Annotated in this window: 13 protein-coding genes; 7 read left to right on the top strand and 6 right to left on the bottom strand. The window is 66.9% G+C overall.

All coding sequences use genetic code 11. The annotated features are described in order from the left end of the window. Nucleotides 1-42: 42 nt before the first annotated feature. Nucleotides 43-684, bottom strand: coding sequence for a TetR family transcriptional regulator (locus DPV79_RS12580; protein WP_021164098.1), 642 nt, complete (start codon nucleotides 682-684; stop codon nucleotides 43-45). A gap of 402 nt (nucleotides 685-1086) precedes the next feature. Between DPV79_RS12580 and DPV79_RS12575 the strand changes: the two genes are divergently transcribed. From DPV79_RS12575 to DPV79_RS12565, 3 genes are read left to right on the top strand one after another with little or no spacing between them, the layout of a single operon-like run. After that, nucleotides 1087-2364 (top strand): efflux RND transporter periplasmic adaptor subunit, encoded by a 1278-nt coding sequence (locus tag DPV79_RS12575; RefSeq protein ID WP_060049512.1) that lies wholly within the window; start codon nucleotides 1087-1089, stop codon nucleotides 2362-2364. Nucleotides 2365-2379: 15 nt separating this feature from the next. Then, nucleotides 2380-5580: an efflux RND transporter permease BpeB gene (gene bpeB, locus DPV79_RS12570; protein ID WP_059490398.1), complete on the top strand. Its 3201-nt coding sequence runs from the start codon at nucleotides 2380-2382 to the stop codon at nucleotides 5578-5580. After that, on the top strand, nucleotides 5580-7103 hold the full coding sequence (locus DPV79_RS12565; protein WP_113045552.1) for an efflux transporter outer membrane subunit: 1524 nt from the start codon (nucleotides 5580-5582) through the stop codon (nucleotides 7101-7103). Before bpeB ends, DPV79_RS12565 begins: the two co-directional genes overlap by 1 nt. Before the next feature lie 355 nt (nucleotides 7104-7458). On the opposite strand, the gene DPV79_RS12560 is transcribed toward DPV79_RS12565, so the two are convergent. After that, complete coding sequence (locus DPV79_RS12560; RefSeq protein WP_021159518.1) at nucleotides 7459-8835, bottom strand: nucleobase:cation symporter-2 family protein; 1377 nt, start codon at nucleotides 8833-8835, stop codon at nucleotides 7459-7461. A 438-nt stretch (nucleotides 8836-9273) separates the two neighbouring features. Between DPV79_RS12560 and DPV79_RS12555 the strand changes: the two genes are divergently transcribed. The 3 genes from DPV79_RS12555 to fghA all read left to right on the top strand — a co-directional run bounded on the left by DPV79_RS12555 (nucleotide 9274) and on the right by fghA (nucleotide 12987). Further along, complete coding sequence (locus tag DPV79_RS12555) at nucleotides 9274-10740, top strand: xylulokinase (RefSeq protein ID WP_113045551.1); 1467 nt, start codon at nucleotides 9274-9276, stop codon at nucleotides 10738-10740. Between the two features lie 275 nt (nucleotides 10741-11015). Further along, entirely contained in the window at nucleotides 11016-12122 is a 1107-nt protein-coding gene (locus tag DPV79_RS12545; protein ID WP_006483756.1) for an S-(hydroxymethyl)glutathione dehydrogenase/class III alcohol dehydrogenase, read from the top strand. A 16-nt stretch (nucleotides 12123-12138) separates the two neighbouring features. Then, on the top strand, nucleotides 12139-12987 hold the full coding sequence (gene fghA, locus DPV79_RS12540; protein ID WP_113045550.1) for an S-formylglutathione hydrolase: 849 nt from the start codon (nucleotides 12139-12141) through the stop codon (nucleotides 12985-12987). Nucleotides 12988-13144: 157 nt separating this feature from the next. Here the strand turns inward: fghA and DPV79_RS12535 are convergent, their stop codons facing one another. Genes DPV79_RS12535 through DPV79_RS12520 form a run of 4 tightly spaced genes read right to left on the bottom strand, consistent with a single transcriptional unit; the run spans nucleotide 13145 to nucleotide 16257 of the window. Beyond that, nucleotides 13145-13927: a metal ABC transporter permease gene (locus DPV79_RS12535; RefSeq protein WP_060067580.1), complete on the bottom strand. Its 783-nt coding sequence runs from the start codon at nucleotides 13925-13927 to the stop codon at nucleotides 13145-13147. After that, a complete protein-coding gene (locus tag DPV79_RS12530; RefSeq protein WP_113045549.1) occupies nucleotides 13920-14810 on the bottom strand; it encodes an ABC transporter ATP-binding protein in 891 nt (296 codons plus the stop codon). Before DPV79_RS12530 ends, DPV79_RS12535 begins: the two co-directional genes overlap by 8 nt. Nucleotides 14811-14824: 14 nt before the next feature. Then, the gene (locus DPV79_RS12525) at nucleotides 14825-15748 is read right to left on the bottom strand and encodes a metal ABC transporter solute-binding protein, Zn/Mn family (RefSeq protein WP_113045548.1); all 924 of its coding nucleotides are present in this window, start codon (nucleotides 15746-15748) and stop codon (nucleotides 14825-14827) included. A gap of 47 nt (nucleotides 15749-15795) precedes the next feature. Continuing rightward, entirely contained in the window at nucleotides 15796-16257 is a 462-nt protein-coding gene (locus tag DPV79_RS12520) for a Fur family transcriptional regulator (RefSeq protein ID WP_011546084.1), read from the bottom strand. A 328-nt stretch (nucleotides 16258-16585) separates the two neighbouring features. Between DPV79_RS12520 and DPV79_RS12515 the strand changes: the two genes are divergently transcribed. After that, a complete protein-coding gene (locus DPV79_RS12515; protein WP_059497627.1) occupies nucleotides 16586-17362 on the top strand; it encodes an L-iditol 2-dehydrogenase in 777 nt (258 codons plus the stop codon). Nucleotides 17363-17443: the final 81 nt, after the last annotated feature.

Raw genomic sequence — 17443 nt, 5'->3', positions numbered from 1 at the left:
TGAAACGAAGACCCGAATCGCTGGCGAACGCGCGTCGCGCGATCATTCGCCGTCCTTCAGCATCGCCGGGCTGTAGCGCAGCATGTCGAAACAGCCGTCGACGAGCTTTTCCGCATGCTGCTCGGCGTCGATCTCGTCGGGCAGCATCAGCATGTCGCGCACGAAACCGCTGACGAGCGTGTGCAGCATCAGCGTCGCGCGCCACGTATCGAGCCGCTCGGGCAGCAGCTTGAGTTGCACGGCCACCGCGAGATCGGCGTCGATCGCGTGCAGGGCCTCGCTCATCCCCGCGCGGTTGCGCTGCAGCAGCGGCTCCAGGTCCGCGACGTATTCGCACTTCATGAACAGGATGCTGAACACGCGGCGCAACTGCGCGTCGCGCTGCACGCCGAGCAGGCACCAGATCAGGATCTGGCGGATCTTGTCGAGCGGATTGCCGCCCGGCGCGTCGAGCGGCATCCGCTTCAACTCGTCGATCGGCAGAAACACGCGGTCGAACATCGCGTCGAACAGTTCGCTCTTGTTCGCGAAATGCCAGTAGATTGCGCCGCGCGTCACGCCGGCATGTTGCGCGATGTCGGCGAGCGACGTGTGCGACACGCCTTTCTCGAAGAACACGTGCTCGGCGGCGTCGAGAATGCGATTGCGCGTCTCGAGCGCCTCCTCCTTGGTACGTCTGACCATGTGCAGGCCTGATTGGATCGATCGTAGGTGAATATAGGGTCTGCAACCCTCTGCGCGGTCATATAGACTGGCTATGATCGCGGCTGGTAACAATCCGTAAGACTGGACAGCCGGTCGCGCACAAGCGGGCTTTTTACATACATTCATGAATGTATATACAATACCACCCTACGATCGAATGACCCAAGTGGCAATCAGTTAATATCCCACTCTGCTGATTCCCGCCAAAGTACCAGTCCGCAGTTGCGGGGCATCCTGTCGGCACGGAGGTTTCGTGCCGCTTGCTGTATCTAGCAGTCCAGTAATTCAGGTGTTCGATCTGCGCCGTGAGGCGCATCCGTGTTGCGCTCGCTCCGGTCGGGTGTGGCACTTATTCCATTGGTTATACACAGAGGTCGCTCCATGCGCGTCGAACGGGTTCCATACCGCTTAATCACTGTCGCGACGGCCGCCGTTTTCCTGGCCGCGTGCGGGAAAAAAGAATCGGCACCGCCGCCGCAAACGCCGGAAGTCGGCGTCGTCACCGTCCAGCCGCAAGCCGTACCGGTCTTCACCGACCTGCCGGGCCGCACCAGCGCGTTCCTCGTCGCGCAGGTCCGCGCGCGGGTCGACGGCATCGTGCTGCGTCGTGAATTCACCGAAGGCACCGACGTCAAGGCCGGTCAGCGCCTCTACAAGATCGACCCGGCGCCTTACATCGCCGCGCTGAACAGTGCAAAGGCAACGCTCGCGAAGGCGCAGGCGAACCTCGTCACGCAGAACGCGCTGGTCGCACGCTACAAGGTGCTGGTGGCCGCGAACGCGGTCAGCAAGCAGGACTACGACAACGCGGTGGCCACGCAAGGCCAGGCCGCGGCGGACGTCGCGGCCGGCAAGGCGGCGGTCGATACCGCACAGATCAACCTCGGCTATACGGATGTCGTGTCGCCGATCACCGGCCGCGTCGGCATCTCGCAGGTGACGCCGGGCGCGTACGTGCAGGCGAGCCAGGCGACGCTGATGTCGACGGTGCAGCAGCTCGACCCGGTGTATGTGGACCTCACGCAATCGAGCCTCGAAGGGCTGAAGCTGCGCCAGGACGTGCAGAGCGGCCGCCTGAAGACGAGCGGCCCGGGCGCGGCGAAGGTGTCGCTGATCCTGGAAGACGGCAAGACCTATTCGGAGCCGGGCAAGCTGCAGTTCTCGGACGTGACGGTCGACCAGACCACCGGCTCGGTGACGATCCGCGCGGTCTTCCCGAACCCGGGCAAGGTGCTGCTGCCGGGCATGTTCGTGCGTGCACGGATCGAGGAAGGCGTGAACGAGAACGCGTTCCTGGTGCCGCAGATCGGCGTCACGCACGACCAGAAGGGGCAGGCGATCGCGATGGTGGTGAACGCCAGCAACAAGGTCGAGCCGCGTCCGCTGAAGACGACGGGCATGCAGGGCCCGAACTGGGTGGTCGAAGGTGGTCTGCAAGCGGGTGATCACGTGATCGTGCAGGGCGTCGACAAGGTGCGCCCGGGGGCGACCGTGAAGACGGTCCCCGCGCAGCTCGCACCGGCGGCCGATGCCGCGTCGGGTGCGGCTGCCGCGTCCGCCGCGCCGGCTGCCGCCGGTTCCGGCGCCGCTGCCGCTTCCGGTGCTGCCGCATCGGGCGCTGCGCCGGCGAGTGCTGCCGCTGCTTCGAGCGCGCAATAACAGGGAGCCTGTTTCATGGCAAAGTTTTTTATCGATCGCCCGATCTTCGCGTGGGTGATCGCCATCATCCTGATGCTGGCCGGGGTTGCGGCGATCTTCACGCTGCCGATCTCGCAGTATCCGACGATCGCACCGCCATCGATCCAGATCACCGCGAACTACCCGGGCGCTTCCGCGAAGACGGTGGAAGACACGGTGACGCAGGTGATCGAGCAGCAGATGAGCGGTCTCGACAACTTCCTGTACATGTCGTCGACCAGTGACGACTCGGGCAACGCGACGATCACGCTGACCTTCGCGCCGGGTACCAACGCCGACATCGCGCAGGTCCAGGTGCAGAACAAGCTGTCGCTCGCGACGCCGATCCTGCCGCAGGTCGTGCAGCAGCTCGGCCTCTCGGTGACGAAGTCGAGCAGCAGCTTCCTGCTGGTGCTCGCCTTCAACTCCGAAGACGGCAGCATGAACAAGTACGACCTCGCGAACTTCGTGGCGTCGCACGTGAAGGATCCGATCAGCCGGTTGAACGGCGTCGGTACCGTCACGCTGTTCGGCTCGCAGTACGCGATGCGGATCTGGCTCGACCCGAACCGCCTGACGAACTACGGCCTCACGCCGGTCGACGTCAGCTCCGCGATCACCGCGCAGAACGTGCAGATCGCGGGCGGCCAGATCGGCGGCACGCCGGCGAAGCCGGGCACCATGCTGCAGGCGACGATCACCGAATCGACGCTGCTGCAGACGCCCGAGCAGTTCGGCAACATCCTGCTGAAGGTCAACCAGGACGGCTCGCAGGTTCGCCTGAAGGACGTCGCGCAGATCGGCCTCGGCGGCGAAAACTACAACTTCGACACGAAGTACAACGGTCAGCCGACCGCGGCACTCGGTATCCAGCTCGCGACCAACGCGAACGCGCTCGCAACCGCGAAGGCCGTGCGCGCGAAGATCGACGAACTGGCACCGTTCTTCCCGCACGGCCTCGTCGTGAAGTACCCGTACGACACGACGCCGTTCGTGAAGCTGTCGATCGAGGAAGTGGTCAAGACGCTGCTCGAAGGTATCGTGCTCGTGTTCCTCGTGATGTATCTGTTCCTGCAGAACCTGCGGGCAACGATCATCCCGACGATCGCGGTGCCGGTCGTGCTGCTCGGCACGTTCGCGATCATGTCGATGGTGGGCTTCTCGATCAACACGCTGTCGATGTTCGGCCTCGTGCTCGCGATCGGCCTGCTGGTCGACGATGCGATCGTGGTGGTGGAGAACGTCGAGCGCGTGATGGCCGAAGAGGGCCTGTCACCGAAGGAGGCGACCCGCAAGGCGATGGGCCAGATCACCGGCGCACTCGTCGGCGTGGCGCTCGTGCTGTCGGCGGTGTTCGTGCCGGTGGCGTTCTCGGGCGGTTCGGTCGGTGCAATCTATCGCCAGTTCTCGCTGACGATCGTGTCGGCGATGGTGCTGTCGGTGCTCGTCGCGTTGATCCTGACGCCGGCACTGTGCGCGACGATCCTCAAGCCGATCCCGCAAGGGCATCACGAAGAGAAGAAGGGTTTCTTCGGCTGGTTCAACCGCACGTTCAACAACAGCCGCGACAAGTACCACGTCGGCGTGCACCACGTGATCAAGCGCTCGGGCCGCTGGCTCATCATCTATCTGGTCGTGATCGTCGCGGTTGGCCTGCTGTTCGTGCGCCTGCCGAAGTCGTTCCTGCCCGATGAAGACCAGGGCCTGATGTTCGTGATCGTGCAGACGCCGTCGGGTTCGACGCAGGAAACGACCGCGAAGACGCTCGCGAACATTTCCGACTACCTGCTGAAGGACGAGAAGGAAATCGTCGAATCGGCGTTCACGGTCAACGGCTTCAGCTTCGCGGGCCGTGGCCAGAACTCCGGTCTCGTGTTCGTTCGCCTGAAGGACTACTCGCAGCGTCAGCATGCGAACCAGAAGGTGCAGGCGCTGATCGGCCGGATGTTCGGGCGCTACTCGGGTTACAAGGACGCCGTGGTGATCCCGTTCAACCCGCCGTCGATTCCTGAACTCGGTACGGCTGCCGGCTTCGACTTCGAACTGACCGACAACGCCGGTCTCGGCCACGATGCGCTGATGGCAGCGCGTAACCAGCTGCTCGGGATGGCTTCGAAGGATCCGACGCTGCAGGGCGTGCGCCCGAACGGCCTGAACGATACGCCGCAGTACAAGGTCGATATCGATCGCGAGAAGGCGAATGCGCTCGGCGTGACGGCGGATGCGATCGACCAGACGTTCTCGATCGCATGGGCATCGAAGTACGTGAACAACTTCCTGGATACCGACGGCCGGATCAAGAAGGTGTACGTGCAGGCGGACGCACCGTTCCGGATGACGCCGGAAGACCTGAACATCTGGTACGTGCGCAACGGATCGGGCGGGATGGTGCCGTTCAGCTCGTTCGCGACCGGTCACTGGACGTACGGTTCGCCGAAGCTCGAGCGCTACAACGGCGTGTCGGCGATGGAAATCCAGGGTCAGGCCGCACCGGGCAAGTCGACCGGTCAGGCGATGGCCGCGATGGAAGGGCTCGCGAAGAAGCTGCCGGTCGGTATCGGCTATTCGTGGACCGGCCTGTCGTTCCAGGAAATCCAGTCCGGCTCGCAGGCGCCGATCCTGTACGCGATCTCGATCCTCGTCGTGTTCCTGTGTCTCGCGGCACTGTATGAAAGCTGGTCGATCCCGTTCTCGGTGATCATGGTGGTGCCGCTCGGCGTGATCGGTGCACTGCTTGCGGCGACGATGCGCGGTCTGGAAAACGACGTGTTCTTCCAGGTCGGCCTGCTGACGACCGTGGGCTTGTCCGCGAAGAACGCGATCCTGATCGTGGAGTTCGCGCGCGAACTGCAGCAGACGGAGAAGATGGGGCCGATCGAGGCCGCGCTGGAAGCGGCGCGCCTGCGGCTGCGTCCGATCCTGATGACGTCGCTCGCGTTCATTCTCGGCGTGATGCCGCTCGCGATCAGCAACGGCGCGGGTTCGGCCAGCCAGCACGCAATCGGTACGGGCGTGATCGGCGGGATGATCACGGCGACGTTCCTCGCGATCTTCATGATCCCGATGTTCTTCGTGAAGATCCGTGCGATCTTCAGCGGCGAGAAGGAAGACGTCGACGAGGCGCTGCGCCTGGCTCAGGAGCACTCGCACCACGAAGAGAAGCCGGGCAACGGCGACGAAGGCAACAAGGGACAGTGATGATGCAAAAACACGCTTTGACTGCAATCGCGGTCGCGCTCTTTGCCACGGGCTGCACGATGGCGCCGCATTACAAGCGGCCCGACGCGCCCGTCGCGCAGGCGTACCCGGCCGGCGGCGTCTACGCGACGCAGCCGGGTGCGGCCGGCGCGCGCAGCGCGAACGGCCAGGCAGCGACTTCCATCGGCTGGCGCGAGTTCTTCGTCGATCCGCGCCTGCAGCGGCTGATCGAGATCGCGCTGAAAAACAACCGCGACCTGCGCGTGTCGGTGCTGAACATCGAGGCGGCGCGTGCGCAGTACCAGATCACGCGCGCGGGCCTGTTCCCGACGCTCGACGGCACGGGGACGGGCAGTGTCCAGCGCGTGCCGCAGGGCTTGTCGACGACCAATGCGCCGCTGATCTCGCGCAACTACAACGTCGGGCTGTCCGCGTCGTGGGAGCTCGACCTGTTCGGCCGCGTGCAGAGCCTGAAAGACCAGGCACTCGCGCAATACCTGTCGACGTCGTATGCACGGCAGGCATTCGAGATCTCGCTGGTGTCGCAGGTGGCCGATCAATACCTGACGCTGCTATCGACCGATGACCTGCTGAAGGTCACGGAGGACACGCTGAAGTCCGCTCAGGCGCAGTACGACCTGACCAAGCTGAGGTTTGACAACGGCACGGGCTCCGAGCTCGAGCTGCGTCAGGCGCAGACGGTGGTCGAGCAGGCGCTGTCGAACCAGCAGCAGCAGGCGCGTGCGCGTGCGCAGGCACTGAACATGCTGGTGCAACTGATCGGCGAGCCGCTGCCGGACGACCTGCCGGCGGGCATGCCGCTCGACGCGCAGAACCTGCTGACGGACGTGCCGGCCGGGTTGCCGTCGGACCTGCTGACACGTCGTCCGGACGTGATGCAGGCCGAGCAGACGCTGCTGGCGGCGAATGCGAACATCGGTGCGGCACGCGCGGCGTTCTTCCCGCGCATCTCGCTGACGGGCGCGTTCGGCACCGGCAGCCCGACGCTGGGCGGCCTGTTCAAGGCCGGCACGGCGGCGTGGTCGTTCGCGCCGCAGATCACGATGCCGATCTTCGAAGGCGGGCAGAACATCGCGAACCTGAACCTCGCGAACGTGCAGAAGCGCATCGAGATCGCGAACTACGAGAAGGCGATCCAGTCGGCATTCCGCGAAGTGGCGGATGGTCTGGCCGCACGCGGCACGTACGACCAGCAGATCGCGGCGCTCGAGCGCAACGAGCACGCGCAGCAGCGACGTTTCGACCTGTCGGACCTGCGTTACAAGAACGGCGTCGACAGCTACCTGTCGGTGCTGACCGCGCAGACGGATCTGTACTCGGCACAGCAGACGCTGATCAACGCACGACTGGCGCGCTGGACGAATCTGGTCGACCTGTACCGCGCACTGGGCGGCGGGTGGATCCAGCGGGCCGGCGAGACGCCGCGCGCGCCGGATGCGCCGGTCGACTACGACAAGGCGGCCGTTCCGGCGCCTGCGTCGGCAGCGGCGACGAACGGGTAAGTGAAAGGCGGGGCAGGAGCGGGTAACTGCTTCTGCCTGCCGAACCGGCGCGATGCAAAAGCGAAAACGCCACGGATGAAAATCCGTGGCGTTTTCTTTTGTGCGGCCGGGTCGTGCGAGACCACGACGGTTGGCGTGACGATGACTGCATCGGATGCCGCTGATGCCGATCACGGCAGATACGCGCCCATGCGCGATCAACCGATCAACCAGGCCGCCTGCACCGCACCGCACCGCAGGCGGCCCCCCGAGCGCGCGAGGCACCCCGCGTAGCCCGGCCCCGCCAAGCAAAAACGCCACGGCATGCCGTGGCGTTTTCCGTTACCGCTTCGCGCCGTCGTCCGGCGCGTCGTGATCAGTGATGCACGTCGGCCGGGCGGCCGTCGAAGTCGTGTCCGGCGCGGCGGATCTCGCAGCGCGCATCCTTCTCGCCTTTCACGCCGTTGAACACGATGTTCAGGATCACGGCCGATGCCGACGCCAGCAGGATGCCGCTGTGCAGGATCGGGGCGAGCGCGGGAGGCAGCTTCGAGAAGAAGTGCGGCGACACGACCGGCACGAGGCCCATGCCGACGCTCACGGCGACGATGAACAGGTTGTGCGAGTTGTTCACGAAGTCGACCTTCGACAGCACCTTGATGCCGTTCGCGGCCACCATCCCGAACATCACGATGCCCGCACCTCCGAGCACGAACGGCGGCACCGATGCGACCACCTGCGCCATCTTCGGGAACAGGCCGAGCAGCACGAGAATCACGCCGCCCGTCGCACACACGAACCGGCTCTTCACGCCCGTCACGCCGATCAGGCCGACGTTCTGCGAGAACGACGTATGCGGGAACGAGTTGAAGATGCCGCCGATCAGCGTGCCGAGGCCGTCGACGCGCAGGCCGCGCACGAGGCGCTCCTGGTTGACCGGACGATCGACCATGTCGCCGACCGCGAGGAACATGCCGGTCGATTCGATGAACGTGACGAACATCACCGTGACCATCGTCACGATCGACAGCGGGTCGAAGTGCGGCATGCCGAAGTGGAACGGCATCACGATGCCGACCCACGGTGCGTGCGCGACGCCGTCGGTATTCACGCGGCCGATCGCGAACGCGATCGCGAAGCCGGCGACGATGCCGAGCAGCACCGAGATGTTCGCGATGAAGCCGCGGCCGAACTTGTTGATCAGCAGGATCAGCGTCAGCACGAGCAGCGACAAGCCGAGATAGACGGGGCTGCCGTACTCGGGGTTGCCGACGCCGCCGGCCGCCCAGTTGATGCCGACTTCCATCAGCGACAGCCCGATCACCGCGATCACGGTGCCGACCACCACGGGCGGGAAGAACCGCAACAGCTTGCCGATCATCGGTGCGAGCACGATGCCGATGATGCCGGCCGCGATCGTCGAGCCGAAGATGTCGAGAATGCCGAGGCCGGGGTTCGTGCCGATCGCGATCATCGGGCCGACTGCCGCGAACGTGCAGCCCATGATGACGGGCAGGCGGATCCCGAAGATCCACAGGCCCAGCGTCTGGATCAGCGTGGCGATGCCGCACGAAAACAGATCGGCGCTGATCAGGAACGCGATCTGGTCTTTCGGCAGCTTGAGTGCGGCGCCAACGATAAGCGGCACGGCAACAGCGCCGGCGTACATGACGAGGACGTGTTGCAGGCCAAGCGTTACCAGCTTGCCGGTCGGCAGCACCTCATCGCACGGATGGACCGTGTTCGATTGCATCTGTCTCACTCCATGATCTTGTTTTCGGGGTGATACGAAGTTATGCGGAATGAATCCACGCAACAAGAGCACTGGGTACTATTCCGCTCTTTGCTGGTTCGATATGCCATTTCGGCATGAAACAGGGTGTCGATCATCGGGAAACTGCCGCAGGAGTGAGGGTTCCCGGTTTTATAGCCCTTCAAAATAGCGCTGGCCCCCATGTCAAATATCGGCCGCTTTATGGTGTGTATCGGGCGGGGCGCATAGCGGCAAAAAGTGCCTGGGGAAAATCGTGCCGGGTTAACCCGCGAGCGGCCGCTTTCACCGCCAACGTGCAGCCGGGTGTAACCCGGCAGGCCATGGCGATTTCGGCCGGCGCGGCGGCGGCAAAAGACGGGCCGCGCATCGCGATCCCGTTATCATCGACATCCGTTCATTCGAATTCGTCCTCACGTCATGCGCCTGCTCGGAATCGACCTCGGCACCGGCTCCGTCAAACTCGTCACGCTCGATGCCGACGGCGTCGAGCGTGCGGTCGCGAGCGAACCCTATGCGCTGTCGTCGCCGCAGCCCGGCTGGGCAGAGATCGCCCCCGACACGTGGTGGCAGGCGCTGGTGCGCGCGGCCGCGCGGTTGCCGGCCGGCGAGCGTGCGCAGGTGGCGGCGATTGGGTTCTCGGGGCAGATGCACGGCGTCGTGCTGATCGACGCGGCCGGGCAGCCGGTGCGGCCCGCGCTGCTGTGGCCCGACACGCGGGCGGTGCGCGAAGCGGATGAGGCCGGCTGGCCCGTCACGGGATCGCCCGTCGCCGGATTGCCCGTCGCCCCGAATCCCGTCGCGCCGGGTATGGCCGGCCCGCTGTTGCGCTGGCTGGCCGCTCACGAACCCGATGCACTGCGCGCCGCGCGCTGGGCCGTGCAGCCGAAGGACTGGTTGCGCATCGCGCTGGGCGGCGACGTCGCGGCCGATCCGAGCGACGCGTGCGCGACCGCGCTCGCGACGCCCGACGGCGCATGGGATCTCGCATTGATCGACGCACTCGGCCTGCCGGCCGACCGGTTCGCATCGGTGCAGCCGTCGACCGCGCGCTGCGGCACGCTCGGCGCACCGGCGGCGACGGCACTCGGCCTGCCCGCCGGCATGCCGCTGGCGACGGGCGCGGCCGACACCGCATGCGCGGCCCTCGGCAGCGGGCTCGCCGCCGCCGGCGATGCGCTGCTGACGACGGGCAGCGGCGGCCAGATCGTCGTGCTCGCGGATGCGCTGCCGGCCGCGCGACGCGGGCTGCATCGCTATCGCGCGGCGGCCGGCGGCGGTTATTACACGATGGCCGCGATGCAGAACGTCGGGCTCGCGCTCGAAGCCGTGCGCGGCTGGCTCGGCTACGCGCAGTGGGCCGATGCGTACGACGATGCGTTCGCGCAGGCTGCGTCGGAACGTCTGTGCTTCCTGCCGTACCTGACGGGCGAGCGTTCGCCGTGGATGAACCCCGACGCGCGCGGCGGCTGGCTCGGCCTCGGGCTCGGCGACACGCGCGGCGCGATGATGCGCGCCGCGTTCGAAGGCGTCGCGTTCGCGTTGCGCGCCGGGCTCGATGCGATCCGCGATGCCGACCGCGGCGACCCGGTGACGACGCTGCGTCTCGCGGGCGGCGGCTCGGTCGATCCGCGCTGGCGCCAGTTGCTTGCCGACTCGCTGGGCGCGTCGCTTCACGCGATCGACTGCCCGAACGCCGCGACGCGCGGCGCCGCGCTGCTGGCGGGAGTCGCGATCGGGCACTGGCGGGAAGACGCGCTGCACGCGCTGGCGCCGGCCGCGTCGCCGGTTGCCGAGCCGCGTGACGATCGCTCGCTGGCCGCGCGCCATGCGCGCTTCATCGACCTGTATGCCCGGACGGATGCATGGTTCACGACGGGCGCTTAAAATCGGGCACTTGTTCTTTTGCGTCAGCGATGACGCATCGTGGCAAGCCGGCGGCCGTTTCCCGCACGCGATGCGCGGCGGAACCGGCCATCATGGCGAGCACGAGATTCTTTCGCCGTGCCGCGCGCGACGCCGCGCGGCACGGTTTCGACAGCTTTGCATGGAACCCGGTGCGAAGCATTGGGCCGGCGTCGGTGCTGGCGCACCCACGCCGGTCGACATGAGCGCCGACGCGCGAACCCGGGCCGACCTCACACACAGACAGGAGTCACACGATGAAGACGAAAGCCGCGATTGCATGGAAGGCGGGCGCACCGCTGACGATCGAGGAAGTCGATCTCGAAGGGCCGCGCGCAGGCGAAGTGCTGATCGAGGTGAAGGCGACGGGCATCTGCCACACCGACTACTACACGCTGTCGGGCGCCGATCCGGAAGGGATCTTCCCGGCGATCCTCGGCCATGAAGGCGCGGGCGTCGTGGTCGACGTCGGCCCCGGCGTCGGCACCGTGAGGAAGGGCGACCATGTGATTCCGCTCTACACGCCCGAATGCCGCGAGTGCAAGTTCTGCCTGTCGCGCAAGACCAACCTGTGCCAGAAGATCCGCGCGACGCAGGGCAAGGGCCTGATGCCCGACGCGACGTCGCGCTTCTCGCTCGACGGCAAGCCGCTGTTCCACTACATGGGGACGTCGACGTTCTCCAACTACATCGTCGTGCCGGAAATCGCGGTCGCGAAGGTGCGCGAGGACGCGCCGTTCGACAAGATCTGCTACATCGGCTGCGGCGTGACGACGGGCGTCGGCGCGGTCGTGTACTCGGCGAAGGTCGAGGCCGGCGCGAACGTCGTCGTGTTCGGCCTCGGCGGGATCGGCCTGAACGTGATCCAGGGCGCGAAGATGGTCGGCGCGGACAAGATCATCGGCGTCGACATCAACCCGAAGCGCGTCGAGCTCGCGAAGAAGTTCGGGATGACGCACTTCATCAACCCGAACGAAGTCGAGAACGTGGTCGACCACATCGTGCAGCTGACCGACGGCGGCGCGGATTACTCGTTCGAATGCGTGGGCAACGTGAAGCTGATGCGCCAGGCGCTCGAGTGCACGCACAAGGGCTGGGGCCAGTCGTTCATCATCGGCGTGGCCGCGGCGGGCGAGGAAATCAGCACGCGTCCGTTCCAGCTGGTGACGGGCCGCGAGTGGAAGGGCTCGGCGTTCGGCGGCGCGCGCGGCCGCACCGACGTGCCGAAGATCGTCGACTGGTACATGGAAGGCAAGATCAACATCGACGACCTGATCACGCATACGCTGCCGCTCGAGCGGATCAACGAAGGCTTCGACCTGATGAAGGCCGGCGAGTCGATCCGTTCGGTCGTGCTGTACTGACCGGGAGCGCACCGCGATGCTCGAACTCGTTTCCTCGCATGCGTGCCACGGCGGCGAACAGCGTTTCTACCGTCACGATTCGGCGGCCATCGGCCTGCCGATGAAATTCTCGGTGTACCTGCCGCCGCAGGCCGCGCACGGCCGCGTGCCGGCGCTGTTCTATCTCGCGGGGCTCACGTGCACCGACGAGACGTTCGCGATCAAGGCCGGCGCGCAGCAATACGCGGCGCAGCACGGCATCGCGCTCGTGATGCCGGACACGAGCCCGCGCGGCGCGGGCGTGCCGGGAGAGACCGACACGTGGGACTTCGGCGTCGGCGCGGGCTTCTATGTCGACGCGACCGAAGCGCCGTGGTCCGCGCATTACCGGATGGAGTCGTACGTGACGGGCGAGCTGCGCGAACTCGTCACGGCAGAACTGCCGATCGACGGCGCGCGGCTCGGGATCTTCGGTCACTCGATGGGCGGGCACGGCGCGCTGACGCTTGCGCTGCGTCATCCCGGGCTGTACCGGTCGGTATCGGCGTTCGCGCCGATCGCCGCGCCGACACGCTGCCCGTGGGGCGAGAAGGCGTTCTCGGGCTACCTCGGCGCCGATCGCGACGCCTGGAAGGCACACGACGCGAGCGAACTCGTCGCGCGCGCCGATGCGCCGAAGTTCGCGGACGGCATCCTCGTCGATCAGGGCCTCGCGGATCAGTTCCTCGCGAACCAGCTCAACCCCGAGGTGTTCGAAGCCGCGTGCGCGAAGGCCGGCCAGCCGCTGACGCTGCGCCGCCATCCGGGCTACGACCATGGGTACTACTTCATCTCGACGTTCATCGCCGATCACATCGCGCATCACGCGCGCGTGCTCGCGCGATGAGCGGGAAGGGGCGCACATAACGCATACGGCGCGCCGCACGATCGAGGGCGCATAAAAAACGCCGGCGTTGCCCTCGGGCACGCCGGCGTTTTTTATTTTCGTCGGGCGGCGATCCGTCGGGCGGCGATCCGCCAGGCGTCGTCCCGCCTCGCGTCGATCAGTGGCGCCGCAACAGGCTTGCGCCGTACACGAGCGCCGACAGCGCGGTGATCCAGAAACTCGTCGGCCAGTCGGTGTGATACGCGAGCACGATGCCGAGCCATGCTTCGAACAACGCAAACAGCGCGGCGAGCAGCACGCCGGTCGACAGCCGCGTCGTCACGTTCTGCGCGGCGGCAGCCGGCCCGACCAGCAGCGTGAACACCAGCAGCACGCCGACGATCTGCGTGGCCGCGGCCACGGCGAGTGCGCACACCGCGAGGAACAGCATCGATACCGCGCGCAGCGACACGCCCTTGGCTTCGGCCAGTTCGGGCTGCAGCGACGCGAACAGCAGCGGCCGCGCGATCAGCGCGAGCGCGAGCAGGCTCACGGCGCCGATGCCGGCGAGCACCGCGAGCGTGTCGTGGCTCACGGCGAGCACGTTGCCGAACAGCAGCGCGGTGACCTGCGTCGCGAACGACGTGTAGAAATGCAGGAACAGCAGGCCGAAACCCAGCGCACCCGACAGGATCACGCCGATCGCGACGTCGCGGCCCGCGAGCTTTTCGCCGAGCGCGCCCATCCCGATCCCGGCTGCGAGCGTGAAACCGACCATCCCCCAGATCGGCGAGATGCCGAGCAGCACCGCACCCGTCGCGCCGGTGAAGCCGACGTGCGACAGCGCATGGCCGGCGAAGGTCTGCCCGCGCAGCACCAGGAAGTAGCCGACGATGCCCGCGAGCACCGCGACGATCCCCGACGCCGCGAAGGCGTTGATCATGAAGTCGTATTCAAACATCGTGCGAGTGCCCGGGATGAGCGTGTCCGTGGTGGTGATGGCCGTGGCCGCCGCCACCGCCGTGCGAGTGGCCGTCGTCGTCCTCGTGTTCGTGGTCGTGCTTCTCGATCTCGACGTCGCCCGACATCACGAAGATCTTGCCGTTCACGCGCATCACGTCGATCGGCGATCCGTAGAGCCGCGACAGCACGGGCTTCGTGATCACCTCGTCGACGGTGCCGAGCGCCGCGACGCCGTTGCCGAGATACAGCACACGGTCGAGCGCGTTCAGCAACGGATTCAGTTCGTGCGCGGAGAACAGCACGGTGATGCCGAGCTCGCGCTGCACGTTGCGCACGAGCTCGACGACGCCGCGCTGGTGGTTCGGGTCGAGGCTGATCAGCGGCTCGTCGAGCAGCAGCAGCTTCGGGCTGCCAAGCAGGCATTGCGCGAGCAGCAGGCGCTGCCGCTCGCCGCCGGACAGTTCCGACAGCGGCCGGCGGGCAAGCGTCGGGCCGCCGACGAGATCGAGCACGCGGTCGACGTCGCGGCGCGTCGCCGCGGTCGTGTGCGGCAGCCCCCAGCGGTGGCCGTCGGCGGCCATCGCGACGAAGTCGTAGCCGCGCATCCGGCGGTTCGCGAGGCCGCTGCGAATCTGCGGCATGTAGCCGATCGACGCGTTGCCGCGTACGACCGGCACGCCGCCGACGGACAGCGTGCCGGCCGACACGGGCACGAGGCCGAGCACCGCGCGCATCAGCGTCGTCTTGCCCGCGCCGTTCGGCCCGAGTACGCCGACGAATTCGCCGGGTTCGATCGCGAAGCTGACGTCGCGCAGGATCGTGCGTCCGCCCAGTTCGAGCGTGACGCGATCGACGGCGAGTGCGTGGGGAGTGGCGGTCATGGCGTTACGGTTGTTTATTTCTTGCCGGCGGCGAGCGCGGCCGAGAGCGCGTCGAGCTGGCCGGCCATCCATTGCTGGAAAGTCTTGCCGGCCGGCTGCGTCTCGGTGACGCTGACGGTCGGCACGCCGCCGTCGCGTGCGATCTTCAGCATGCGCTTGGTCATCGGTTCTTCGGCCTGGCTGTTGTAGATCAGCGCGCGTACCTGCTTCTTGCGCAGGTCGTTCTCGAACGCGGCGACGTCCTGCGCGCTGGCTTCGGTGTCGTTCATCGTCGCGAGCTGGAAGCGCTGGTTGCGCATGTCGAGGCCGATCGCGTCGGACAGGTAGCCGAACACCGGCTCGGTGGCCGTCACCGGCACGCCCTTGTACTGCGCGCGCAGCGCGGCGACCTTGTCGTCGACGGGCTTCAGCGACGCGACGAACTTCTGCAGGTTCGCATCGTATTCGGCCTTGTTCGCCGGATCGGCGCGGCCGAGTTCGGCCGCGATCGCGCGTGCGGCGGCCGGCATCGTCGCCGGGTCGTACCACAGGTGCGGGTTGTCGCCGGCCTTCTTGCCGACCAGGTCGGCGACGACGATCGTCGCGCGCTTCGCCTGCTTCGACGCGCCGAGCAGCTTGCTCATCCACGGATCGTAGTTGGCGCCGTTGTAGATCACGACCTGCGCGTGCTGGAGCGCGCGGGCCGTCTTCGGGCTCGCTTCGAACAGGTGCGGATCCTGGTCGGGATTGCTGAGGATGCTCGTCACCGCGACATGGCTGCCGCCGATCTGCGACGCGACGTCGCCGTAGAAGTTCTCGGCGGCGACGACGTTGACGGTCGCGGCCTGCGCGAACGCGGGCGCCGCGAGCGACAGCGCGGCGGCCGTGGAGACGACGGCGGCGAGCCAGCGGACAGGCGTCAGGGCGCGCCGCGGCGCGCGCTTCAGGGCAATGGGCATGGAACTCCTCGTTGGAAGGGGGCGGCGCGTGTGCCGCGCGATACGCGTCAGCGTTGCGCGGGCTTGCGCTTGCAGTGTCCGCACAGGCCGCTCAGCTCGACGACCTGATGGTGGACTTCGAAACCGTGCGCGGGCTCGCTCGCGGACAACTGCTTCGCGAGGTCGCCGCCGGGAATCTCGACGGTGTCGCCGCACGAATCGCAGATCAGGAACTGGCCTTCGTGCGGGACGCCGATCTCGCAGCACGCGAAGAACGCGTTCTTCGATTCGATCCGGTGGATGAAGCCGTGCTCGACGAGGAAATCCAGCGCGCGGTAGACGGTCGTGGGCGGCACGCGGCCGCGCTGCGGCTCGAGCTCGGCGAGCAGGTCGTACGCACCGATCGGGCGCTGCGCGGCCAGCACGCGTTCGTAGACCTGGCGGCGCAGCGGCGTCCACGCGAGCCCGTGCTCGGCGGCGAATGCGTCGGCCCGGGACAGCCGGGCGTCAATGGACGATGAGGTAGCCATGGCGTGAAGCTGGGCGTGAAACGAAGTATGGCGATGATATAACGTATCGCCGCGCCGTGCAGCGCGAATTCCCCTTTTCGTCCTCGCTCCGTCCCCTTCATCGCCGATCCGACCGCGCCGCACCGCGCGCGCCGCGCCTTGCCGGGCGCGCGTGGCGGGCCGCCGCGGTGCGCCGTCGTGCCGCAGCGCATCATAGAAAGCCGTCATGTTGCCTTGACAGCGCGAATCGCGTATCCGATCATTCGATCAACAACAGAGCAATTGATCGGTTGGCGAGCGTTAGTTCATATCGCGGCCGTCGTAAAGCAGAACGAACCGGAGACAGCCAGTGAGACTGGAAGACAAGGTTGCGATCCTGACGGGCGCCGCAAGCGGCATCGGCGAGGCGGTCGCGCAACGCTATCTGGACGAGGGCGCGCGCTGCGTACTCGTCGACCTGAAGCCTGCCAGCGGCTCGCTCGCGCGGCTCATCGAGGCGAACCCCGGCCGCGCGGTGGCCGTCACCGCGGACGTCACGCGCCGCGACGACATCGAGCGCATCGTCGCCACGGCGGTCGAGCGCTTCGGTGGCATCGACATCCTGTTCAACAACGCGGCGCTGTTCGACATGCGCCCGATCCTCGACGAATCGTGGGACGTGTTCGACCGGCTGTTCGCGGTCAACGTGAAAGGGCTGTTCTTCCTGATGCAGGCCGTCGCGCAGCGGATGGTCGAGCAGGGGCGCGGCGGCAAGATCGTCAACATGTCGTCGCAGGCCGGGCGTCGCGGCGAGGCGCTCGTTTCGCACTACTGCGCGACCAAGGCCGCGGTGATCAGCTACACGCAGTCGGCCGCGCTCGCGCTCGCGCCGCACCGGATCAACGTGAACGGTATCGCGCCCGGCGTCGTCGACACGCCGATGTGGGAGCAGGTCGATGCGCTGTTCGCGCGCTACGAGAACCGGCCGCTCGGCGAGAAGAAGCGGCTCGTGGGCGAAGCCGTGCCGCTCGGCCGCATGGGCGTGCCGGGCGACCTGACGGGCGCCGCGCTGTTCCTCGCGTCGTCCGACGCCGATTACGTCACCGCCCAGACGCTGAACGTCGACGGCGGCAACTGGATGAGCTGACTTGACGCCGCTCGCACGCGTCACCTGCCGGCCGGCCTGCGACAGGGCGGCCGCGCCGCTCACCGCGGCCGTCGTCGAACG

The sequence above is a fragment of the Burkholderia reimsis genome, assembly GCF_003294055.1.
GTDB classification, from domain to species: Bacteria; Pseudomonadota; Gammaproteobacteria; order Burkholderiales; family Burkholderiaceae; genus Burkholderia; species Burkholderia cepacia.
Note: the sequence above shows the minus strand (reverse complement) of the source record. Positions and strands in the feature narration are given on the sequence as shown.